The organism is Micromonospora sp. NPDC047557 (genome assembly GCF_043205095.1).
In the GTDB taxonomy this organism is placed as follows: domain Bacteria; phylum Actinomycetota; class Actinomycetes; order Mycobacteriales; family Micromonosporaceae; genus Micromonospora.
This window is the reverse complement of record NZ_JBIDDK010000001.1, coordinates 480,459-501,292: the sequence shown is the minus strand read 5'-3', so window position 1 is coordinate 501,292 and position 20,834 is coordinate 480,459. Positions and strand designations below refer to the sequence as shown.

Sequence of the window (20,834 nt, the reverse complement as noted above, 5' to 3'; positions counted from 1 at the left end):
CACCCGGCCGCGCCGCGCTCGACGCCGTGCCCGTTAGGCCCACCCGGCCCCGCACCCTTGATCCACTCCACATCACCGATATCGGCCTATCAACCAGCCACAAAAGCCCCACATCGCCGATATGAAGTCGATCAGCCCGCCGACACCACCGTGATCGACTCGACTTCATGGATATCGGGGTATCCCGCTCGCCCGGACACCCCGATATCAAGGTTCCCGAGTCGATCAACGCGCCGCGGTGCGGTCAGCGACTGATTCTGGGCGGCGGATCATCGCCGCGCCGCCGACGCCGCGCCACCAGCGCCCATCCGACCCCGACAGCCACGATCGCAGCGAGAGTGGCCAGGCCGCGAGCCGTCGCGCCATCACTGCCCCCAGGCCGATCGCCGGTCGCCGCGGTCGAGCCAGTCGCGGCCGGAGCGCTCACCGACTCAAACCCTAACGGGGGTACGTCTGCCGTCAGCGCTGCCACAAGATCGATCACGCCGTACCCGTACTCGTCGTCCCGGCCGGGCGGACCCTTGTCGATGGCGGTGGCCGTAAGTCTATGGGCCACCTCCTGGGCCGGCAGGTAGGGGTACTTCGACCTGATCAACGCCGCCGCCCCAGCCACAATCGCCGTCGCGCTCGAAGTGCCCGTGCCCTTCGAGTACTTCCCGCCGTAGCTGGTGCTGTAGATATCAACCGCCGGCGCGACCACGTCGATCTCTGGGCCGGTCACCGAAACGGCAGCATGCTGTCCGTCGCGGTCCACGCCACCAACAGCAATTACGCCTTCTTCGGTCGCTGGATATCCGATGCTTTGGTCCCGAGGCAGATTGCCAACACCCGCGACGACCACAATGTTTCTGCTGACGGCGGCGCGCACGGCCTCGCGAAGTCTCGAACTGCTCGCGCCAACAGAAGATATGCTAATCACATCCACGCCGCTCGCAATGGCGAACTCAATTGCCTGAGCGAGGTTGTCGGGCTGCCCCTCGCCGAAGGGTGGAGAATCGTATATGGGTAGAATTTTTGCTGCAGGGGCAATGCCGAGCGCTCCACGATTGCCGCCTTGGCCATGTGCGGCGATCAGGCCAGCCATAGAGGTCCCATGGCTGTCTTCATCCTGTCGGCCGTCACCGCTCCCGCCACCGATAATGTCTCTTCCTGGAAGTAGATTATTGCGTAGGTCGGGGTGCAAATCTACCCCGGTATCCGGCACGGCGACCACAACTCCGCTGCCGCGGCTTAGTTCTTGAGCCTTTGCCGCCCGTAAGTAGCCCAGGTGCCATTGTTCGTCCCGGATTCGGGCGAACGGATCAGGGGGCTGACCCGGCTGCGGAGGCGATATTTGAGCCGCGAATAGTAAAACGAGTGTCCAGAGCGAGGTGGCTAATTTGTTGGTGGTGGCAATCACCGGTCAAAGCCAATGGCCGGGCCGGGGTCGATCGGGCCTCGCTCATCTGCAGGACGGACGATGGGCTCCACCCCCTGGTCCGTCTCCCACGGGTTGTCCGGGTCCCATCGACGCACCTTGTCGTCCTCTTCGCGGAGATGCCCTTGATGCCTCGAAGTTGGGCCCATCCCTGTGCTGTGGCCTAGCGACGGGCCGCCGCCGAATGGGGTCGGGTTCCCTTGCAGGCTACCGCTGAACGAACGCCCGCTGCCTGGGCGAGATCCCGCGCCTCCTGTAGGACCGGTGCCTGCGCCGCCTCCGCCGATGACCCCTCCGATCGGATTTACCTTGCGGGGCTGTACCGGTCCGGGACCCGGCGAAATGAGACCCGGACCAGTCGCGCCGCCAATCAGTCCTCCAGGAGGCACCGGGCGCAGCGGCGAGGACGGCGAGGAGTATTGCCGGCCCTTCGCGCTGCTGGCCGGTCGGTCAGCCGGATTAGGCGGGCTTGGTGCGCGGGACGAAATAGGCCCGCTGGGAGGCAGTCCGGGTCCTAGGGGTGCCTGCGAAGCTGTCGGTAGCGATGGAGCCATTGGGCTCGCAGTCGGAGGGCCGCTTGCTAGGCCGATTCCTGCCCCGCCTAGAACTGGACCGACGCCCTGTGCCTGGGCTATTGGTGCGGTCAGGTCGGTTGCGGGACGGGCCGTCGTCGGCTTGACCAACGGTTGCATCGGCAGGGGAATGATCGGTGGGATGACAGGCGCTACTGAGGCTGCGCCTAGAGCATCAGGATCCCCAGACTGAATCGGGGGTCTTAGCGCAGGGGGTTTTTGGAGGGTGGCTTGGGCTTGTTGGAGTTCGCCGCTGAGGTTGAACATCATGGCCCGCGCCTGCACGTTCAGCCGTTCCAGGTCGCTGTCTGTCACGGGTGACTCGACGACCCGGTTGCCCATGATCGCTTTGGGGTCGGCGGCTGTGGCGTCGTACGCCTGCTTCTGCTGGAGCTTGGTCGCGTACTCCTCGTGGATCTTGCGAAGCTCGGCGCGGGTGGTGCCGATGGCCTGGGTGGCGGCGGACAGCGCGGTGTAGTTCGCGGCGGCCGCGTCGTGGGTGTGCCGCACCTTGGCGATCAGGTCGTCGAGTTGGGCGAGGTACGTGCCGGAGGCGGCGCTGGTTTCCGGGGGCCACGCTTCGGCGAGCCCGCGCCGGTACTCCTGGAGCCTGCCGAGGTGGATCTGGGCCAGGTCGCAGACCTTGCGCCAGCCGGCGACCTGTTTCCAGTGGTTGGTGGTGTCGTGGTCCTGGAGGCACGCCCACATGCTGTTGACGTCCATCAGGTGCCAGTCGGTCTGGCCGGAGGTGCGGCCGCCACCTCGTTCGATCATGGCAGGACCACCGGCCTCTGGCTCTCGGGACCGGTGGGGTCGGTCAGTGTCGGCGTCCGGCCGCCGGGCAGGACGGTCCCGGGGTCGGCGAGGGCCCGCTGGACGTCCACGGCGCGGGCGGCGGAGAAGACGTCGCTGTCGGCGTACTGGGTGGCGACCCGGTCGGCGACGGCGGCGAGGTGGCCTGTTGCGCCCCGGACGGCGTACACCATGTCGGCGGTGGCCTGCTGCGTCTCGTGGTGGGCGTGCAGGAAGGTGACCAGCTCGATGAACGCGTCGCAGGGGTTGGGAACCTTCGCGGACATGTCGTCGGCGATGTACGACAGGTGGGGCGCGTAGTTGCGTTCGACCTCGGCGGCGAGCCGGTCGGCGAACTCGCGGAGCTGGCGGATGTCGGCCTCGATGCCGCCGTAGCTGTGCAGCCAGGGCGCCGGCTGGTCCTCGTCGGGGATCATCGATCCTCCCTATCCGTCACGGCACCGTTTCCCTGAGTGAGGTTAACGGCTGGACGCCATCCTGGCAGCCCCCAGCGGGACGACCCCGGTCAGCGAGGAAGACGGGGAAGGCCGGAGGCGCGCCAGGTGTCGGGGCGGGCCGGCCGGCCGCTGCGGGCCCAAGCCGACGTGGTGACCGGCGCGGGGGCGGCGGCCGGGCGGGACCGCATGATGACCGCACCGACCAGAGCGGCCAACTCCTCGGCGGTGGGCACGCCGCGAACGACCCGGAACAGCGGCTCTTCGGCAGACATGCCGCCAGGGTACGCGGCTCGAAGTCATCCGAAGCGAACAGTGGCGTGCCGGCGGTGTGAGCGTCGGCGGCTCCGGGTACCGTCTCAGCGATGTCGAACGCGCTTCCCCAACTCGTCGCTGACCGATACCGGCTTCTGTCGCCGCTCGGCCAGGGCGGCATGGGTCGGGTGTGGAAGGCGCGCGACGAGGTGTTGCACCGCGACGTCGCCATCAAGGAGTTGGTGCCGCCGCCCGGCCTCACCGACGAGGAACGCCGCGAGATGCGGGAGCGTTCGCTGCGCGAGGCGCGGGCCATCGCCCGGCTCAACCACGTCAACGTGGTACGCATCTTCGACGTCCTGCGCACCGATGGCGACCCGTGGATCGTCATGGAGTACGTGGCGTCGAAGTCGTTGCAGGACACCCTCGCCGAGGACGGGCCCGTGTCGGTGGCCCGCACGATCGAGATCGGCCTGGGCGTGTTGGGCGCACTGAACGCGGCCCACAAGGCGGGCGTCATGCACCGCGACGTCAAGCCGGGCAACGTGCTGCTGGGCGACGACGGCCGGGTCGTGTTGACCGATTTCGGTCTCGCCACGATCCCGGGTGATCCGAACGTCACCCGCACCGGCATGGTGCTCGGTTCACCCGCGTACATCTCGCCCGAGCGGGCCCGGGAGGGCACGGCCGGTCCGGAGGCCGACCTGTGGTCGTTGGGCGCGACGCTCTACGCGGCGGTCGAGGGCAAGTCGCCGTACGCGCGGCCGTCCGCGATCGCCACACTGGCCGCGCTGGCCACCGAGCCGATGCCGCCGCCGAAGAACGCCGGCCCGCTCAAGCCGGTGCTCAACGGGCTGCTCCAGAAGGACCCGAACGAGCGGATCACCGCCGAGGTGGCCGAGCGGCTGCTGCGCCGCGCCGGAGGCAAGCGGGCACGGGGGATCTCACTGCTCGATGGCGTACGCCGGCCGGGGCCGAACGGTCCACGCGAGCCGCGCCCGCCGCTCGTGCCGGCGCCGCGTCCCGCCGAGGAGGGCGCCGCCCGCCCGGTGTCGCCGCCTGCGCCGCGTACCCCGCCGCCGGTCGCCGCGGCCGCGGCCGGGCCGGCAGCCGTCGACGCCTCGCCGACGGAGGTCGTGCCGGCCGACGCCGACCCGACGGCGGCGGTGCCCGCCGAGCCGACCGCGACGATCGACCGCCCGGCCACACCGGAAGCCGACCCGACCGCGACGGTGGCGGCCGCCGACGACAACCCCGACGACGGTACGACGGAGCCCGACGACGAGCCGACGGCCGTCGACGGGCCGCCGGTGGCGCCGGAGCAGCGCAAACCGTCGGCCCCGACGTCGGTCATGCCCCCGGTGAGTCCGGCCGGGCGCGCGGCGGTGCCGGTGTTCGACGGTACGAAGCCGAACAACACCCGCCGCAACGTGCTGATCGGGGCCCTGGTGGCCCTGCTGCTGGTCGGCCTCGTGGTGATCGTGCCGATGCTGACCAAGGGCGACGACAACGAGAGCCCGCAGGCCGACCCGACGACCGGGGCGGCCGCGTCGTCGGCCCCGGCGCAGTCCTCCGCTCCGGCAGCGCCTCCGCCCACCACGGGCGCACCGACGCCCTCGGCCACGCCGTCGGCCGACCCGAACGCCCTGCCGGCGGGCTGGAAGCTGTACCAGGGGCCGACCTTCTCCATCCCGCTCCCACCCGGCTGGAGCGGCCGTCAGACCAGATCGGACACCTTCGTCTTCAACCAGCCCAACGGGCCTGGCATTTTGCTGGTCCAGTGGACCCCCACCCCGAAGAAGGACGCGGTCGCCGACTGGAAGGCGATCGAACCTGACCGTCGGGATTTGGTCACCAACTACCAGTTGGTGGGCAGCATCAAGGCCTGCGACTGGTACCGGACCTGCGCCGACTGGGAGTGGTTGGAAACCCGGGACAACACCCGCATCCACGTGCGCAACCGGGGCTTCGTAACCGCCACCAACCGAGGTTTCGCCATCCGGTGGGAGATCGCGGAGAAGGACTGGCAGGCCAACCTCGCCAACTTCGACCAGATCGTCAAGGGCTTCAAGCCCGACCGGGTCAACTGACCCGGCTCCTCCGCGCCTGGGTGAACCTCTCTCGCATGATCTTGCGTCGTACGGGGTATCTGATCTCCAACGACGGAGGGAGGTGCGACATGGGTCACCGATACAGGAATGCCCGGCCCCGGCTGGCACTGTGGATGCTCGTCGCACTCGGCGATGTGGCACTGCTGCTGATCAGCGTTGGGCTTCCGGTACTCGTCGCGCTGTTCGGCGTCGTCGCCATCGCCGTTGGTGCGGTGGGCGTCCGGCGGCTCAGCCGGCGGGACGCGGTCGTCCGCGAGGACGCTCCGGTGATGGTGCCGGCGATGAGCCGACGGCGGGCCTGACCCGTACGCGGTGGCGTGGCGGCAGCCGGACCGATTGTCGACCGTGAGGTGACCGTCGATCCCGCTGCCGCCAACCGCCCGATCAGGTGTTGTTGGCCAGCGCGATCAGTCGGCTCCGGTCACCGTTCCAGTAGTTGCGGTCCACGTTGCCGCTGATCCCGGAGACGGCGCCGCTGCTGGTGTACTGCCAGAAGCTCCACACCGGCGCGCCGGCCGGCAGGGCGCCCGGCGTGCTCGACCAGCGGGCCAGCCAGAGCGGGTGGTTGGCCCACGGGCCGGTCCAGCTGCCCGTGCACTGGTTCCACCAGCTGGTGGTGGTGTAGATGACCGCGTACCGGCCGGTGCGGGACCGGTAGGTGTTCAGGAAGTCCTGCACCCAGTTGCGCATGCCGGTCGTGCTGAGGCCGTAGCAGTAGCCCCCGCTGTACGGGTTGGCCTCGATGTCGAGCGCCGCCGGCAGGGTGCGGCTGTCCGCCGACCACGCGCCACCGTTGGACGCGAGGTAGTTGGCCTGGGTGGAGCCGGCGGAGATGTTGGGCCGGGCGAAGTGGTACGCGCCGCGGATCACGCCGGCGTTGTACGCGTTGACGTAGTTCGCGTTGAAGGCGGAGTCCTTGACGCTGGTGCCCTCGGTCGCCTTGATGAAGGCGAACTCGATGCCCGCGTTGCGGACGCTGGTCCAGTTGATGCTGCCCTGGTAGTGGGACACGTCGATGCCGGCGGTGGTGGCCGCCGCCGCCGGGCCGCCGGTCGCGACCAGGGTCGCCGCCGCGGTGGCGAGGACGGTGAGGCTGGCCGCGAGCGCGCGGCGCAGCGATGATCGGGTACGGGCCATGAGTGCCTCCAGGGACGGGGTCTATTGACGACCATCTTTGGAGTTTACTGCCCAAGATCACAAGAGTTGTCGAGGAAACTTTCATCGACGGCTGTCGGTGGCTCCCGAGGGTTGCCGTGCGGAAACAATCAGTGCAGGGCGGCCGGGTCGAGCTGCCAACGGAACGGCTCAACAGTTTCGGGCGTGACGGGCCGGTGCGTCGGCAGCGACACCGAACGCCGCCGGTAGGCTCGCGCCCCATGATGTCGATCGACGGGCTGGGCGAGAAGTGGGACACGCTGTTCGGCGCGCAGCCGGACCCGCCCCCGCTGCTGGTGCTGATAACCGCCGCAGTCGCGCTGGTGGTGGTGTCCACCCGGCTGCCCTGGCGGATCGCCCGCAACGCCATCACCATCGCGCACGAGGGCGGGCACGCGCTGGTCGCCCTGCTCACCGGCCGCAAGCTGCGCGGCATCCGGCTGCACTCGGACACCTCCGGCCTGACGCTCTCCGCCGGTCGGCCCACCGGGCCGGGCATGATCCTCACGCTGCTCGCCGGCTACGTCGCCCCGCCGCTGGTCGGGTTGGCCGGCGCCTGGCTGCTCGGCGGCAACCGGATCACGCTGCTGCTCTGGGTGGCGGTGGCGCTGCTGCTCGCCATGCTCGTCCTGATCCGCAACGCCTTCGGCGTGGTGTCGCTGCTGGTCACCGGGGCTCTGGTGCTCGCCGTCTCGTGGTACGCCACGCCGCAGGTGCAGGCCGCGTTCGCGTACACCGGGGTGTGGTTCCTGCTGCTGGGCGGGGTGCGGCCGGTGGTGGAGCTGCAACGGCTGCGCTCACGCGGCCGGATGCCCGCCTCCGACGCCGACCAGCTCGCCGGGCTGACCCCGTTCCCGGCGTTCTTCTGGGTGGTCCTCTTCGCCCTGGTCAACCTGGCCGCCCTGGTCGCCGGCGCGCTTCTGCTCACCGGCTCCATCCGCACCGACGCCGGCCTGACGCTCTGACCCTGCCGGGGCAGAATGAGGCCATGCGATACGTGATCATCGGGGCGGGCGCGGTCGGCGGGACCATCGGCGTACGGCTGGCGCAGGCCGACCGGGACGTGACCCTGGTGGCGCGCGGCGCGCACCTGGACGCGATCCGGGAGCGCGGTCTGACGCTGCGGCAGCCCGACGGCGACGAGACCGCCCGGCTGGCTGCCGTGGACGGCCCGGGCGACCGGCCGTTGCCGGCGGACACGGTGCTGGTGCTCACCGTCAAGTCGCAGGACACCGAGGCCGCGCTGACGACCTGGGTGGACGCCCCGGTCGCCGGTGGCGGCACCGCCGGCGAGCGGCTGCCACTGGTCACCGCGCAGAACGGGGTGGCGAACGAGCGGGCCGCTCTGCGGCTCTTCGCCGACGTGCACCCGGTCTGCGTCTGGCTGCCGGCCACCCACCTCGACCCGGGCGTGGTGGTGGCGAACGGGCACCCGCACCCCGGGATGCTCCACATCGGCCGGTACCCGGGCGGCGCCGACGACACCGACCGGGCGATCGCCGCCGACCTGACCGCCGCCGGCTTCGTCGCGCCGGTGCGGGAGGACGTGCTGCGCTGGAAGTACGGCAAGTTGCTCAGCAACCTCGGCAACGGCCTCCAGGCGTTGCTCGGGCAGGACATCCCGGACGCGTTGGCCGAGCGGGTACGCGCCGAGGGCGTCGCCGCGCTCGCCGCCGCGCGCATCCCGCACACCTCCCCGGACGAGGAGAAGGCCGAACGCGGCGACCTGGTCCAGCAGCGCCCGGTCGACGGCGCGGGCCGCTCCGGTGGATCCACCTGGCAGAGCCTCGCCCGCGGCGCCGGTTCGACCGAGGTCGACCACCTCAACGGAGAGGTCGCGCTGCTCGGCCGGCTGCACGGCGTACCGACGCCGGCCAACGTGGCCGTGCAGCGGGCGGTACGGCGGGCCACCCGGGAGGGGATCGCGGCCGGCGCGTTCCCGCTCGCCGAGCTGGAGAAGATGATCGCCTGACCGGGGCAACCGACGGCCGTGCCCGGTGCGTGTTCCCTGCGACCGACACGGGGAGGTAGCGGGTGCCGGACGTCGACGGGTTCGACGAGTTCTACCGGGGGAGCCGACAACGGCTGCTCGGTTTCGTCTACGCCCTCACCGGCGACCGGGTCGAGGCCCAGGACGCGGTGCAGGAGGCGTACATCCGGGCGTGGCAGCGCTGGTCGACGATCAGCGGGTACGACGACCCGGAGGCGTGGGTGCGGGTGGTGGCCAGCCGTATCGCGGTCAGCCGCTGGCGCAGCCTGCGCAGTCGCGCCCGTGCGTACCTGCGCCACGGGGCGACCGAGACCGTTCCCGGGCCGGGCACCGACACGGTCGAGGTGGTCGCCGCGCTGCGTCGACTGCCCGAGGAGCAGCGCACCGCCATCGCCCTGTACTACCTGATGGGCATGCCGGTCGCCGAGGTGGCGCGGGAGACCGCCGCCCCGGTGGGCACGGTCAAGGCCCGACTCTCCCGGGGGCGTACCGCGCTCGCCGGTCTGCTCGCCGTCTCTGACCTGGAGGAGGCCACCGATGCGTGACGACGACCTGGCATTCGTCGAACGGGTCCACCGGGACCTGCGTGACGTCAGGTGGCCGGAGCCGGAGGAAATCCGGGCGACGGCCCGCAGGCGTAGGCGTCGCGCTGTCGCGTTGGCGGCGGTCGCGGTGCTCGCGGCGGTGACGGGCCCGGCGTACGCCATGAAGGACCGGCCGGCGGCTCTGCCCGATGCCGCCCTGCCTGCGTCGACGCAGAGCCCCGTCCGGATGGATATCCCCCTCGACTCCCTGCTGCCGGTCACCGAGGTGCCGGTGCAGGGCGCCGTGCAGTTGGGCGACGCCGGCCTCGGTGAGGTAGTCCGGTTGGATCCGACGTTGCAGAGGTGCGGCGACGACCGTGGCGTGCCGGCGGTTCCCGCATACTCCCGTTACTCGCGGTCGCAGACCCTGTTGTCGCCGGCGAAGGACGGCGCAGGGCCGGTGCGGGTCGAACTCAGCCAGGACGTCTATCGACTCGATCCGCTTGTGGGCGCTCGACTCTTCACTCATCTGCGGGCGCTGCTCGACGCCTGCCCCGAGTGGCATCTCGCCGAGTCCGTCGTGGCGGCAGGCGAGACGACGCCGAACGAGAGCAAGCACGCCTGGGAGACGGCGGCGAGCAACTTCGCCGGTGACGAGTCGATTCTGGTGCGGCACGTGCCGTTCGCACCTGGTGGCCCGGCCTCCGGAAGGACGCTTCAGCGCTCCAGCCCGTTCGGGATGACAGTCGTGGTCCGGGTCGGCGACCTGGTCACTGTTCTGGAGCCCAGTCCGGACCTGGGGCTGCACGACGCGGATCTCAAGGCGCTCGGCCGCACGGCCGCCCGGCGACTGTGCCCCGCTGCCAACCCGGCTTGCTGACCCTTCTTGATCCGCGCAACTTCAGGGATGTCGCTGCCTCCCGGCGCCGGGAAGCAGCAGTTTCCCCGAAATTGCTGCGGATCAAGCGAGCAGGGGTCGCACGACCTACAGCGGGATGTTGCCGTGCTTCTTCGGCGGCAGGGTCTCGCGCTTCGTGCGCAGGACGCGCAGCGCCCGGACGATCTGGGTGCGCGTCTCGTGCGGCGGGATCACCGAGTCGACGTACCCGCGCTCGGCGGCCACGTACGGGTTGGCGAGGGTGTCCTCGTACTCGGCGATCTTCTCGGCCCGGACCGCCGCCGGGTCCTCGGCGCCGGCCAGCTCCGAGCGGTAGAGGATGTTGACCGCGCCCTGCGCGCCCATCACCGCGATCTGCGCGGTCGGCCAGGCGAAGTTCAGGTCCGCGCCGAGGTGCTTGGAACCCATCACGTCGTACGCCCCGCCGTACGCCTTGCGGGTGATCACGGTGACCTTCGGGACTGTCGCCTCGGCGTACGCGTAGATGAGCTTCGCGCCCCGGCGGATGATGCCGTCCCACTCCTGGCCGGTGCCGGGCAGGAAGCCGGGCACGTCCACGAAGGTCAGCACCGGGATGTTGAACGCGTCGCAGGTGCGCACGAACCGGGCGGCCTTCTCGGAGGCGGCGATGTCCAGGGTGCCGGCGAAGTGCATGGGCTGGTTGGCCACCACGCCGACCGGGCGTCCCTCCACCCGGCCGTAGCCGACCACGATGTTCTGCGCGTAGAGCGGCTGGACCTCCAGGAACTCCCCGTCGTCAAGGACGTGCTCGATGACGGTGTGGATGTCGTACGGCTGGTTCGCCGAGTCCGGGACGAGCGTGTCCAGCTCACGGTCCTCGTCGGTGATCGTCAGGTCGGCGGGGGCATCGAAGACGACCGGCTCGTCGAGGTTGTTCGACGGCAGGTACGACAGCAGGGCCTTGACGTAGTCGACCGCGTCGTCCTCGTCGGTGGCGAGGTAGTGCGCGTTGCCGCTGCGGGTGTTGTGCGTGCGGGCTCCGCCCAGCTCCTCCATGCCGACGTCCTCGCCGGTCACCGTCTTGATCACGTCGGGGCCGGTGATGAACATGTGCGAGGTCTGGTCGACCATCACGGTGAAGTCGGTGACGGCCGGGGAGTAGACCGCGCCGCCGGCGCAGGGCCCCATCACCAGCGAGATCTGCGGGATGACCCCAGACGCGCGGACGTTGCGGAAGAAGATCTCCCCGTACAGGCCGAGCGACACCACGCCCTCCTGGATGCGGGCGCCGCCGGAGTCGTTGATGCCGACGACCGGGCAGCCGATCTTCATGGCGAGGTCCATCACCTTGACGATCTTCTCGCCGAAGACCTCGCCGAGCGAGCCGCCGAAGACCGTGAAGTCCTGGGCGAAGACGCACACCTGCCGGCCGTCCACCGTGCCGTAGCCGGTCACCACGCCATCGCCGTACGGGCGGTTGCGCTCCAGCCCGAAGGCCGTGGACCGGTGTCGGGCCAGCTCGTCCAGCTCGACGAAGGAGCCCTCGTCGAGCAGCATCTCGATCCGCTCGCGGGCGGTCTTCTTGCCCCGGGCGTGCTGCTTCTCGACCGCACGCGCCGACCCGGCGTGCACCGCCTCGTCGACCCGGCGCTCCAGGTCCGCCAGCTTGCCCGCAGTGCTGTGGATGTTGGTCCCGGTCTCGGTAGTCACCCAGGGAATATAACGATGGTTCAGGTCGGCGCTGCTGTGCAGTACGCCTCAATACCTCCCGTGCCCACCGCCGTAGGCTGACGGGATGCCGGGCTCCCCGTACACCGATCTGGACCGACCGCCGCTGTCGGCGGCCCGGCTGCGGCGCGCACTGGTCGCGCCGAACGGGCCCTGGGCCCGCCTCGAGCTGTACGCCGAGACCGGCTCCACCAACGCGGACGTGGCCGAGGCCGCCGCGGCGGGCGAGCCGGAGGGCCTGGTGGTGGTCGCGGAGCGGCAGACCGCCGGCCGCGGTCGGCGCGGTCGGGTCTGGCAGTCACCGCCGCGCGCCGGAATCGCCACCAGCGTGCTGCTGCGGCCCGGCGAGGCCGTGCCGGACCGCGGCTGGGCCGCGGTGCCGTCCACGGGGTACGGGTGGCTGCCGCTGCTCGCCGGCGTCGCGCTGGTCGAGGCGGTGGCCCGGTTGGCCGAGTTGGAGGCCACCCTCAAGTGGCCCAACGACCTGCTCATCGGGGACGCGAAGTGCGCCGGTGTGCTGGCCGAGGCGGTGCCGGGGCGCTCCTCGGCCCAACCGCCGGCCATCGTCCTCGGCGTCGGCCTCAACGTGACCCTGCGCGCCGACGAGTTGCCGGTGAACCCGACCGGGCTGCCGGCCACCTCGCTGCAACTGGCCGGTGCGGCGGCCACCGACCGGGATCCGCTGCTGCGGGCTCTGCTGCGGGCCCTGGCCGACTGGTACGACCGCTGGCGTTCCGCCGGTGGGGACGCCGTGGCCAGCGGCCTGCGCGACGCCTACGTGGCGGCCTGCGCGACGATCGGCCGCGAGGTGCGCGTCCTGCTGCCCACCGGCGACGACCTGACCGGCACCGCCACCGGCGTGGACAACGACGGCCAGCTCCAGCTGACCACCCCTGCCGGAACCCGCGTCGTAGCCGCAGGAGACGTCCTCCACCTCCGCTGACCCGCCTCCCGCGATCTTGCGGTTTCTGTCGTGGCGTAACGGGCTACGGCCGCGTGACGGCGACTGAAAGCGCAAGATCGCCGAAGGTGGGGTGGGGCCGCGTGGCGGATGTTGTCGACGGGCTTGGGGGGTTTACGGTCGGCGCGTCGAGTCAATGGCGTTGGAGGTTGTCGTGGCGTTTCCCGAAGACGTGCTCACGAAGGACGAGCACGTCGTGCTGCACCTGCACCCGCACTGGAAGGCGCTGATCCGGCCGATCGCGGTGCTGGTGCTGGCCATCGCCGCGGTGGTGGTCGGCGTGCTCCTGCTGCCCGAGAGCAGCGGTGGTTCGATCGCGCTGGCCGTGATCGGGGTGATCGGCCTGGTCGCGGTCCTCTGGCTCGGTCTGTGGCCGTTCCTGGTCTGGCGTACCACCCACTACCTGTTCACCAACGAGCGCGTGCTGTTGCAGCAGGGTGTCTTCTCCCGGGACCGGCGGGACCTGCCGCTCACCCGGATCAACGACCACTCGATGAACCAGCACTTCTTCGAGCGGCTGCTCGGCTGCGGCACCCTCACGATCGAGTCAGCTGGTGAGCGCGGCCAGTCGGTGCTCGCCGACGTGCCGGGTGTCAGCCGGGTGCAGACCACCCTCTACGAGCTGGTCGAGGCGCAGCACGACAAGCACTCGCTGGGCGACGGGGAGATGCGCGACATCCTCGCCGACATGCGCGAGGGCAAGCCGCTGCGCGACACCACGAGCTGATTGCGATCCGCGCTGACCGTCCCGGCCCGAGCGCCGGGGCGGGGCGGTCAGGCGCGTTGTTCGACCACGGGCCCCGCCGCCGCCGACGGCCGTCCGGCCTCGGACGGCCCGCCCTTCGACGACGCGGCCTCGGCTGGCCCGCTTTCCGACGGTCCGACCTCCGCCGCTCCGGCCTCGGCTGGTCCGTTTTCCGGCGGGCCGCTCTCGCCTGGTGTGGCCTCGGGGTTCGTCTCGACCGGGCGTAGCGCGAACCAGCCACGGAAGCGGGTCCGCAGCACCTCCTGATCGGGCCGGTTGTCCGGGCCGAGGCGGAGCATGGTGCCGGTGAGGATGACGGTGCCGAGCCCGGGGCGGGCGTCCGACGGGCGGGCGCCCATCACGTCGACCCGGACGGCGAGACGGTCCCCGGCCCGTACCGGGGCGAGCCACCGCAACTCCTCCAGACCGGGGGAGGCGTCCGCCGCCGCGCGGGACAGCAGGTGATCGACGTACGCCCGCATGAACAGGCTGACCGTGTAGAAGCCGCTGGCGATCACGCCGCCGTGCCGACTGGCCTCGGCCAGCTGTGGGTCGACGTGGTACCACTGCGGGTCGAAGCGACGGGCGAAGGCCAGCATCTCGTCGCCGTCCACGGTGACCGTCCCGAGGTCGACAGTGAGCCCTGGGACGAGATCCTCGAAGAACAGCTCGGCGGGCGCCCCGGTGCCGGAGCGGATGGCGGGAGGCGTCACCGGCGGGGCGCGCGACGGGTGCCGGCGTGCAGCTCCGCGGCGAGTTCCGCGTCCAGGTCGGCGGGGAGGCCAGCGGTCATCGGTGTGGGCCGTTGCTGGGCGGGAGCGGCGGGAGTCGCGTCGGGGCGGTCGCTGGACTGCGCCTCTTCCAGCTCGGAGACGGATTCGGCCAGCTCGGCGACCGGGTCCATCTCGGCCATGGTGTCCCACTCGTCGCGCGGGATGTCATGCCAGGTGGGCTCGGCCTTCGTCTCGTCCTCGGCCGGCGAGACGGGCTGGAAGACGAACGTCCGGTACGACCAGAACCGGAACAGCGTGGCCAGCAGAACACCGGCGGTCTTCGCCACATTCAGCCCCAGCAGACCGTGTACGCCGAGCCCGTACTTGGCTGCGGCCACGGCGCCCAGTTCGATGAGCAGGCCGGCCCCGTTGAACAGGAAGAACAGGACGTACTCGCGACGAAGCGCCGATTTCGGGCGATCCCGGTACGTCCAGTGGCGATTCATCAGATACGACGTGATCGTTGCGACGACGGTCGCGATCACGGTCGCCTTCAACTGACCGTTGACGAAAACGGTAAGTGCAAGGACATTGAACACCGCGTAATTGATGACGGTGTTGATGCCGCCGACGATGCCGAATTTGAGCGCCTCGTGGATGAACTTCTGCCAACGCTCAGGCAGCAGACGGACAAGACGCATGCGAAACACCTTAGGGCAGTCGGTGAAGCCGGCGATCACCGGCTGGGCGAGGTGGGCGGCAGGTCACGCACCGTGGTCTCGGTCGTGCTCCACCTGCGGAACGATCGGAGTTCCCGCTTCGACGAAGACGAACCGCCGGTAGGACCAGAATCGGAACAGTGTCCCGAGGCCCGTGCCGACGACGAAGCTGGCGATGTTGTCGGCCAGTTGCGTCTGGAACACGCCCGGCCAGATGCTGCCGAGCCCGTACCGGCTGATCGCGAGGCAGGCCACCGCGATGCCGAGGCCGACAGCGTTGAAGAAGAAGAACAGTGCGTACTCCCGCGCGGGGTTGCTGCGCTGGCGGTGCCGCCAGGTCCAGAACCGGTTGCCGAGGAAGGCGAAGGTCGCCGCGATCACGGTCGAGATCGTCTTCGCCGTCACCTGCTCCATGCCGCGCGCGGTGGTGAGGTAGTTGAAGAGCGCGAAGTCGATGAGGAAGGCGATGCCGCCCACGGTGGCGAACTTGCTCAGCTCGCGCACGAGGTGACCGAAACGGTCGAGCAGTCCGCGGACCAGACCCGGTCGGGTCTGCCGGGGACCCGGTTGCTCCCCGGTCATCGTGGCGGCCACGGGGCGAGCCTACCGGCTGTCGGCCAGTCGGCGGGGTAGCAACGGCGACCGGACATCGTCGCTCGTGCCGGCCCTTTCGCCCGGTACGCCGCAGTTGAACGGAGCGTGACCGAAGGGGAGGACTGACGCGCCCCGGAACGGGAATCCCCGCACCGGTCGGCCGGGCGGGTTGGCGGCCCGACCGCCAAGCGCGTCGACCGGTGGTGCACGACAAGATTTGCGTGAAACTGCGCAGGAAAGCGGGTATCAGATCGTGATGCCGCAGCGTGGCCGTACCTTGTGCAGTTCTTCACAACCAGTCCCACTGACTCGGAAGGCTGCCCGGTTTACGCTGAGGCCAATCCCAGGTTTCCACGAAGGCGGCGCATGGCGTCGCTGACACTCGTGCATCCCATAGATCGGTCAGCGTCGACCACAAGGAGATGTGTCATGGTTGCTCCGGCTGTAGTGCGGGGTATCGATCAGGCCCCGACGTCCCATCCGAAACTGCTTGCCTGGGTCCGTGAGGTCGCGGAACTGACCACCCCCGACCGGGTCGTGTGGGTGGACGGGTCGGACGAGGAGTGGCGTCGCCTCACCGATGAGCTGGTCGAGGCCGGCACCCTCATCCGGCTGAACCCGGAGAAGAAGCCGAATTCGTTCTACGCGCGCACCGACCCGACGGACGTCGCCCGGGTCGAGGAGCGCACCTACATCTGCTCTGTCGACGAGGCGGACGCCGGCCCCACCAACAACTGGATGGCGCCGGCCGAGATGAAGCGGACGATGAACGAGTTGTACCGCGGCTCGATGCGCGGGCGCACCATGTACGTCATCCCCTTCGTGATGGGCCCGGTCGAGGCCGAGAGCCCGATGTTCGGCGTCGAGATCACCGACAGCCCGTACGTGGTGGCGTCCATGCGCATCATGACCCGGATGGGCGCGAAGGTCCTCGACGCGATGGGGGACGACGCGGACTTCGTGCACGCGTTGCACTCGATCGGCGCGCCGCTCGCCCCCGGTCAGCAGGACGTGGCGTGGCCGTGCAACGAGACCAAGTACATCTCGCACTTCCCCGAGACCCGGGAGATCTGGTCGTTCGGCTCCGGGTACGGCGGCAACTCGCTGCTCGGCAAGAAGTGCTACTCGCTGCGGATCGCCAGCGTGATGGGCCGGGACGAGGGCTGGCTCGCCGAGCACATGCTCATCCTCAAGATCACCTCCCCCGAGGGCAAGGTCCACCACATCGCCGGCGCCTTCCCGTCCGCGTGTGGCAAGACCAACCTGGCCATGGTGGAGCCGACCATCCCGGGTTGGAAGGTCGAGACGATCGGCGACGACATCGCCTGGATGCGGTTCGGCCCGGACGGCCGGCTCTACGCGGTCAACCCGGAGTACGGCCTCTTCGGCGTCGCGCCCGGCACCGACTGGAAGACCAACGCCAACGCCATGCGGACGCTGGACCGGGGCAACTCCGTCTTCACCAACGTCGGTCTCACCGACGACGGTGACGTCTGGTGGGAAGGCATGGGTGAGCCCCCGGCGCACCTGATCGACTGGAAGGGCAACGACTGGACGCCGGAGAGCGACAGCCTCTCCTCGCACGCGAACAGCCGGTTCTGCACCCCGATCACCCAGTGCCCGATCCTCGCCGACGAGTACTTCGACCCGAACGGCGTGCCGATCGACGCGATCCTCTTCGGTGGCCGCCGCCGGGACACCATCCCACTGGTGACCGAGGCCCGCGACTGGGTGCACGGCGTCTACATGGGCGCGACGCTCTCCTCGGAGACCACCGCGGCCGCGTCCGGCGCGGTTGGCGTGGTCCGTCGGGACCCGATGGCGATGCTGCCGTTCATCGGCTACCACGCCGGGGACTACTTCCGGCACTGGATCGAGATGGGCAAGGGCGCCGACGGGGACGAGGCCAAGCTGCCGAAGATCTACTACGTGAACTGGTTCCGCAAGGACGCGGACGGCTCGTTCCTGTGGCCGGGCTTCGGGGAGAACTCCCGGGTGCTCAAGTGGGTCGTCGAGCGGATCGAGGGCACGGCCGACGCGGTGGAGACCCCCGTGGGCATGGTGCCGACGGCCGACTCGCTCGACGTCGAGGGCCTGGACATGACCCCGGAGGACGTCCGGATCGCGCTGAAGGTCGACCCGGACGAGTGGCGCAACGAGCTGCCCCTGATCACCGAGTGGTTCGAGAAGTTCGGTGACAAGCTGCCCGGCGTGCTCTGGGCCGAGTTGGACGCGCTGCGCGCCCGCCTGGATGCCGTACAGCCGCAGCGCTAGGTGTGAACATCGCCCGCCGCGGGCAACAACGGATCCCATGAGGACGGCCGCCGAGACCGAGGTCCGGCGGCCGTCCGCCGTCCGGGTGCTCACCTTCCTGCTCGCGACGACGGCGGCGGCCACCGTCGTGGTCGAGCTGCTCAACTGGTGGTACGCCCCGGAGCAGGGCTTCGGCCTGGCCGTGCGCACCGGCTGGGCGATGCTGCGCTCGTTCGGTTTCCTGCTGCTCATCGGGCACGTCCGCCGGGGCCGCACGGTGGCCCGTCCCTTCGGGCTGATCCTCGCGGTCACGACGATCTTCGCCGTCGGCCGGCTGATCGTGCCCCGGCAGGGGGTGCCGCCGCTGCCCGGGCTGCTCGGCTTCGCCGTGCTCACCGCGCTCTGTGTGGCGGTGGTGTGGATGCTCTACCGCTCGTCCGCGCTCGCCGGGCATCTCGTCCGGCACCGGCCGCGGCTGGTCATCGACAAGGCTGGCATCTCCTGGCGGGAGACCCCGCCGCGTCGGCCACAGGCCAGCGGTTGGCTGCTGACCAGCCGAGTCGCGGCGTTCACCTACAGCCCGCTGATGCTGGTGCCGGCGCTGGTGGCCGGAGGCGCGATCCTGGACGATCGTCTGTCCGCCGTACCGGCCGTGCTGTTCTGGTTCGGTGCCGGCATCGCGGCCAGCTACGCGGTGCTGTTCTGCACCGCGTTCCTGATGCGCGGCAAGGACTGGGCGCGCGGCCTACTGGTCATCGTCACGCTGGCCGTCCTGGCCGTGGACCTGCCGCTGTGCTGGTGGCTGCTGGGCGTGGACGGCCTGATCCGCGACGGCGCTCCGCTGCTCGCCGCCGCCGCGCTGGCCCTGTACGGCCTGCGCCGCGCGGCCCGCGCCCCAGACGCCGCAGCCCCGGTCTGAGAGCCCGGCGGGCTGCGTCCCAGGTGCGCGTGGTGCGCGACCTGAGGGGGTTGGCAGGCACTGTCGAGCTGCCCCGGATATGGACCGGCTCGGTGGTTGGCGTGGTTTGGCCGGCGCTGTCGGGTTGCCTCGGGGTGTGGGCTGGCTTTGCGGATGGCGTGATTTGGCGGGGTGCTGTCGGGTTGCCTCGGGTTGTGGGCTGGCTCTGTGGTTGGCGGGGGTTGGCGGGTGCTGTCGGGTTGCCTCGGGTTGTGGGCTGGCTCTGTGGTTCGCGGGGTCGGCAGGTGCTGTCGAGTTGCCCCGGACCTGGACCGGCTCTGCGGTTGGCGGGTGCTGTCGAGCTGCCCCGGATATGGGCCGGCTATATCCGTACCCCGTGCATGCCGACCCGGCAGTGGCGGGGATCTGGCGCCTGGGTGGCCGGCGGGCGTGGCTCCGGCCGTGAGCGACTCGGGATCGCCGAAGTCGGGGTGATCGGGCGACGTGGACACCCCGATATCGGCGATCCCGAGTCGATCAATGCCTGATGTCAAGCCATCGGAGCCACTCTGCCCCACCAATGGGGCAGCTCGACAGGCACCGCAGCAGGCGGCAACGGTGCCAGTCCGGGCCCGCCGGTCCAGGTGTCTGCCTCGTGGCTGCCGCTTCGTGGCGGCCGCTTGGTGGCCCCCGCTTTGGGACAGCCGACCGTGCGACAGCCGTGCAGCCGTGCAGCCGTGCAGCCGTGTAGCCGTGTAGCCGTGCGGCAGCCGTGTAGCCGTGCGGCAGCCGTGCAGCCGTGCGGCAGCGGTGCGGGCGGGCGGGCAGGGGGCAGGATGGCGGGTGATGTCGGTCACCGTGGCCGGTGTCGACGGCCCAGGTGATCGCCGGGCGGGACGGGTACGAGCCGCGCCGCCCCGGTCGGAGGGAGGCGCGCGGTGAGCGACGAGTTCGACGTGGTGGTGGTGGGGGCGGGGCCGGCCGGAGCGGCCGCGGCGCTGACGGCGCGCCGGGCGGGCGCCAGTGTCCTGCTGTTGGACCGGGCCGACTTTCCCCGGGACAAGGCCTGTGGCGACGGAATCGCCGCGCACTCGGTGGACGTGCTCGCCGAGCTGGGCGTGACCGAGGCGGTGGCCGGCTACGCCGCGCTGCCCGCGCTGCGGATGGTCTCCCCGGGCGGCCAGGCGGTCGCTCGGGCGCTGCCCCGGCCCGCGTACACCGTGCCTCGGGAGGTCTTCGACGCGCGGCTGGTGGCGGCTGCGGTGGCCGCCGGCGCGCAACTGCGCCGGCACAGCGTCCGCCGGGTCCAGCCGCGCTCCGACCGGGTGGTGCTCGACGGGGAGTTGTCCGGCCGGGTGGTGGTGGGAGCGGACGGCGCCGGGTCGGTGGTGCGTCGGGCCCTCGGCCACCCGGTGAACCCCGACCGGCACCTGGCACTGGCCATCCGGGGTTACGCCCCGGCGCTGCCCGGCCCACCCGAGCAGCTCATCGTCACCTCGAAGGCACGCTGGCCGGCGTACGCCTGGTCGTTCCCGATCGGCGACGGGCGGGCGAACGTCGGGTACGGGGAGGTGCTGCGCGGCGAGCCTCTGAGCCGGGCGTACCTGCTGGACCGGCTGGCCGCGCTGCTGCCCGGCACCGACCTGTCGACGGTGACCGCGCTGCGCGCCCATCACCTGCCGCTGTCCACGCACCGGCCGGCACCGGGCCGGGACCGCACCCTGCTGGCCGGCGACGCCCTGTCGCTGATCAACCCGTTCACCGGGGAGGGCATCTTCTACGCGCTGCTCTCCGGTGCGCTGGCCGGTGCTGCGGCGGCCCGTGCGCCCGAGGCGGCGGCGCGTCGCTACGCCGTTGGCCTGCGTCGTCGCCTCGGCACCCACCTGCGGCACAGCTCGGTGGCCGCATGGCTGGCACGACGGCGGCGGGTGGTCGACGCGGCGGTCCGGGCGGCCCGCCGGGACGACCGCGTATTCGACGATGTGGTCGAGCTGGGACTCGGCGACGGGCGGCTCACCGCCCGTACGCTGGGCATGATCGGCATCGAACTGTCCGGCGGGGATCGGCCTCCGAAGGGGTGATCCCGCTGGCGG

20 protein-coding genes are annotated in these 20,834 nt (G+C 70.7%); 11 read left to right on the top strand and 9 right to left on the bottom strand.

Translation table 11 applies throughout. The annotated features are described in order from the left end of the window. Nucleotides 1–244 precede the first annotated feature (244 nt). From mycP to ACGGAQ_RS02230, 4 genes are all read right to left on the bottom strand, one after another. The gene (gene mycP / locus ACGGAQ_RS02245) at nucleotides 245–1,399 is read right to left on the bottom strand and encodes a type VII secretion-associated serine protease mycosin (RefSeq protein WP_393043811.1); all 1,155 of its coding nucleotides are present in this window, start codon (nucleotides 1,397–1,399) and stop codon (nucleotides 245–247) included. Beyond that, nucleotides 1,396–2,763, bottom strand: coding sequence for a hypothetical protein (locus ACGGAQ_RS02240; RefSeq protein ID WP_393043810.1), 1,368 nt, complete (start codon nucleotides 2,761–2,763; stop codon nucleotides 1,396–1,398). Before ACGGAQ_RS02240 ends, mycP begins: the two co-directional genes overlap by 4 nt. Continuing rightward, nucleotides 2,760–3,218, bottom strand: a complete 459-nt coding sequence (locus ACGGAQ_RS02235; RefSeq protein ID WP_393043808.1) for a hypothetical protein — start codon at nucleotides 3,216–3,218, stop codon at nucleotides 2,760–2,762. Before ACGGAQ_RS02235 ends, ACGGAQ_RS02240 begins: the two co-directional genes overlap by 4 nt. Nucleotides 3,219–3,307: 89 nt before the next feature. Beyond that, the gene (locus ACGGAQ_RS02230) at nucleotides 3,308–3,511 is read right to left on the bottom strand and encodes an acyl-CoA carboxylase subunit epsilon (protein ID WP_393043806.1); all 204 of its coding nucleotides are present in this window, start codon (nucleotides 3,509–3,511) and stop codon (nucleotides 3,308–3,310) included. Between the two features lie 90 nt (nucleotides 3,512–3,601). On the opposite strand from ACGGAQ_RS02230, the gene ACGGAQ_RS02225 reads away from it, so the two are divergent. Next, nucleotides 3,602–5,581: a protein kinase gene (locus ACGGAQ_RS02225; RefSeq protein ID WP_393043804.1), complete on the top strand. Its 1,980-nt coding sequence runs from the start codon at nucleotides 3,602–3,604 to the stop codon at nucleotides 5,579–5,581. Nucleotides 5,582–5,670: 89 nt separating this feature from the next. Next, nucleotides 5,671–5,904: a hypothetical protein gene (locus tag ACGGAQ_RS02220; protein ID WP_354976871.1), complete on the top strand. Its 234-nt coding sequence runs from the start codon at nucleotides 5,671–5,673 to the stop codon at nucleotides 5,902–5,904. Nucleotides 5,905–5,986: 82 nt separating this feature from the next. Here ACGGAQ_RS02220 and ACGGAQ_RS02215 read toward each other — a convergent pair whose 3' ends face one another. Continuing rightward, nucleotides 5,987–6,739: a GH25 family lysozyme gene (locus ACGGAQ_RS02215; RefSeq protein WP_393043803.1), complete on the bottom strand. Its 753-nt coding sequence runs from the start codon at nucleotides 6,737–6,739 to the stop codon at nucleotides 5,987–5,989. A 239-nt stretch (nucleotides 6,740–6,978) separates the two neighbouring features. Here ACGGAQ_RS02215 and ACGGAQ_RS02210 point away from each other — a divergent pair, with 239 nt between their 5' ends. From ACGGAQ_RS02210 to ACGGAQ_RS02195, 4 genes are all read left to right on the top strand, one after another. Next, nucleotides 6,979–7,722 (top strand): M50 family metallopeptidase, encoded by a 744-nt coding sequence (locus ACGGAQ_RS02210; protein ID WP_393043801.1) that lies wholly within the window; start codon nucleotides 6,979–6,981, stop codon nucleotides 7,720–7,722. Nucleotides 7,723–7,745: 23 nt separating this feature from the next. After that, nucleotides 7,746–8,729, top strand: coding sequence for a ketopantoate reductase family protein (locus tag ACGGAQ_RS02205; protein WP_393043799.1), 984 nt, complete (start codon nucleotides 7,746–7,748; stop codon nucleotides 8,727–8,729). A gap of 62 nt (nucleotides 8,730–8,791) precedes the next feature. After that, nucleotides 8,792–9,292, top strand: a complete 501-nt coding sequence (locus tag ACGGAQ_RS02200; RefSeq protein ID WP_266248870.1) for a SigE family RNA polymerase sigma factor — start codon at nucleotides 8,792–8,794, stop codon at nucleotides 9,290–9,292. Then, nucleotides 9,285–10,151, top strand: coding sequence for a hypothetical protein (locus ACGGAQ_RS02195; protein WP_393043796.1), 867 nt, complete (start codon nucleotides 9,285–9,287; stop codon nucleotides 10,149–10,151). Before ACGGAQ_RS02200 ends, ACGGAQ_RS02195 begins: the two co-directional genes overlap by 8 nt. Before the next feature lie 105 nt (nucleotides 10,152–10,256). Here the strand turns inward: ACGGAQ_RS02195 and ACGGAQ_RS02190 are convergent, their stop codons facing one another. Beyond that, nucleotides 10,257–11,840: an acyl-CoA carboxylase subunit beta gene (locus tag ACGGAQ_RS02190; protein ID WP_393043794.1), complete on the bottom strand. Its 1,584-nt coding sequence runs from the start codon at nucleotides 11,838–11,840 to the stop codon at nucleotides 10,257–10,259. An 85-nt stretch (nucleotides 11,841–11,925) separates the two neighbouring features. Here ACGGAQ_RS02190 and ACGGAQ_RS02185 point away from each other — a divergent pair, with 85 nt between their 5' ends. Next, the gene (locus tag ACGGAQ_RS02185) at nucleotides 11,926–12,801 is read left to right on the top strand and encodes a biotin--[acetyl-CoA-carboxylase] ligase (protein WP_393043792.1); all 876 of its coding nucleotides are present in this window, start codon (nucleotides 11,926–11,928) and stop codon (nucleotides 12,799–12,801) included. Nucleotides 12,802–12,973: 172 nt separating this feature from the next. Beyond that, entirely contained in the window at nucleotides 12,974–13,546 is a 573-nt protein-coding gene (locus ACGGAQ_RS02180) for a PH domain-containing protein (RefSeq protein WP_007455608.1), read from the top strand. A gap of 47 nt (nucleotides 13,547–13,593) precedes the next feature. Here ACGGAQ_RS02180 and ACGGAQ_RS02175 read toward each other — a convergent pair whose 3' ends face one another. The 3 genes from ACGGAQ_RS02175 to ACGGAQ_RS02165 form a co-directional block, all read right to left on the bottom strand. Continuing rightward, a complete protein-coding gene (locus ACGGAQ_RS02175) occupies nucleotides 13,594–14,277 on the bottom strand; it encodes a MaoC/PaaZ C-terminal domain-containing protein (RefSeq protein ID WP_393043790.1) in 684 nt (227 codons plus the stop codon). Further along, nucleotides 14,274–14,978, bottom strand: coding sequence for a GtrA family protein (locus ACGGAQ_RS02170; RefSeq protein ID WP_393045623.1), 705 nt, complete (start codon nucleotides 14,976–14,978; stop codon nucleotides 14,274–14,276). The genes ACGGAQ_RS02175 and ACGGAQ_RS02170 overlap by 4 nt, the downstream gene beginning before the upstream one ends. 63 nt (nucleotides 14,979–15,041) lie before the next feature. Beyond that, nucleotides 15,042–15,578, bottom strand: a complete 537-nt coding sequence (locus ACGGAQ_RS02165) for a GtrA family protein (protein WP_393045621.1) — start codon at nucleotides 15,576–15,578, stop codon at nucleotides 15,042–15,044. A 441-nt stretch (nucleotides 15,579–16,019) separates the two neighbouring features. On the opposite strand from ACGGAQ_RS02165, the gene ACGGAQ_RS02160 reads away from it, so the two are divergent. The 3 genes from ACGGAQ_RS02160 to ACGGAQ_RS02150 all read left to right on the top strand — a co-directional run bounded on the left by ACGGAQ_RS02160 (nucleotide 16,020) and on the right by ACGGAQ_RS02150 (nucleotide 20,822). Then, nucleotides 16,020–17,864 (top strand): phosphoenolpyruvate carboxykinase (GTP), encoded by a 1,845-nt coding sequence (locus ACGGAQ_RS02160; protein ID WP_393043788.1) that lies wholly within the window; start codon nucleotides 16,020–16,022, stop codon nucleotides 17,862–17,864. 37 nt (nucleotides 17,865–17,901) lie between these two features. Beyond that, a complete protein-coding gene (locus tag ACGGAQ_RS02155) occupies nucleotides 17,902–18,762 on the top strand; it encodes a hypothetical protein (protein ID WP_393043786.1) in 861 nt (286 codons plus the stop codon). Between the two features lie 917 nt (nucleotides 18,763–19,679). After that, nucleotides 19,680–20,822 carry a geranylgeranyl reductase family protein gene (locus ACGGAQ_RS02150; RefSeq protein ID WP_354854085.1) on the top strand — a complete coding sequence of 381 codons (1,143 nt, stop codon included), beginning with the start codon at nucleotides 19,680–19,682 and terminating at the stop codon, nucleotides 20,820–20,822. Nucleotides 20,823–20,834: the final 12 nt, after the last annotated feature.

Coding starts and splice junctions, on each gene's coding strand:
- ACGGAQ_RS02240 (WP_393043810.1), bottom strand. CDS start 2,763: ATGATCGAACGAGGTGGCGGCCGCACCTCCGGCCAGACCGACTGGCAC.
- ACGGAQ_RS02235 (WP_393043808.1), bottom strand. CDS start 3,218: ATGATCCCCGACGAGGACCAGCCGGCGCCCTGGCTGCACAGCTACGGC.
- ACGGAQ_RS02230 (WP_393043806.1), bottom strand. CDS start 3,511: ATGTCTGCCGAAGAGCCGCTGTTCCGGGTCGTTCGCGGCGTGCCCACC.
- ACGGAQ_RS02225 (WP_393043804.1), top strand. CDS start 3,602: ATGTCGAACGCGCTTCCCCAACTCGTCGCTGACCGATACCGGCTTCTG.
- ACGGAQ_RS02220 (WP_354976871.1), top strand. CDS start 5,671: ATGGGTCACCGATACAGGAATGCCCGGCCCCGGCTGGCACTGTGGATG.
- ACGGAQ_RS02215 (WP_393043803.1), bottom strand. CDS start 6,739: ATGGCCCGTACCCGATCATCGCTGCGCCGCGCGCTCGCGGCCAGCCTC.
- ACGGAQ_RS02210 (WP_393043801.1), top strand. CDS start 6,979: ATGATGTCGATCGACGGGCTGGGCGAGAAGTGGGACACGCTGTTCGGC.
- ACGGAQ_RS02205 (WP_393043799.1), top strand. CDS start 7,746: ATGCGATACGTGATCATCGGGGCGGGCGCGGTCGGCGGGACCATCGGC.
- ACGGAQ_RS02195 (WP_393043796.1), top strand. CDS start 9,285: ATGCGTGACGACGACCTGGCATTCGTCGAACGGGTCCACCGGGACCTG.
- ACGGAQ_RS02185 (WP_393043792.1), top strand. CDS start 11,926: ATGCCGGGCTCCCCGTACACCGATCTGGACCGACCGCCGCTGTCGGCG.
- ACGGAQ_RS02170 (WP_393045623.1), bottom strand. CDS start 14,978: ATGCGTCTTGTCCGTCTGCTGCCTGAGCGTTGGCAGAAGTTCATCCAC.
- ACGGAQ_RS02165 (WP_393045621.1), bottom strand. CDS start 15,578: ATGACCGGGGAGCAACCGGGTCCCCGGCAGACCCGACCGGGTCTGGTC.
- ACGGAQ_RS02160 (WP_393043788.1), top strand. CDS start 16,020: ATGGTTGCTCCGGCTGTAGTGCGGGGTATCGATCAGGCCCCGACGTCC.
- ACGGAQ_RS02155 (WP_393043786.1), top strand. CDS start 17,902: ATGAGGACGGCCGCCGAGACCGAGGTCCGGCGGCCGTCCGCCGTCCGG.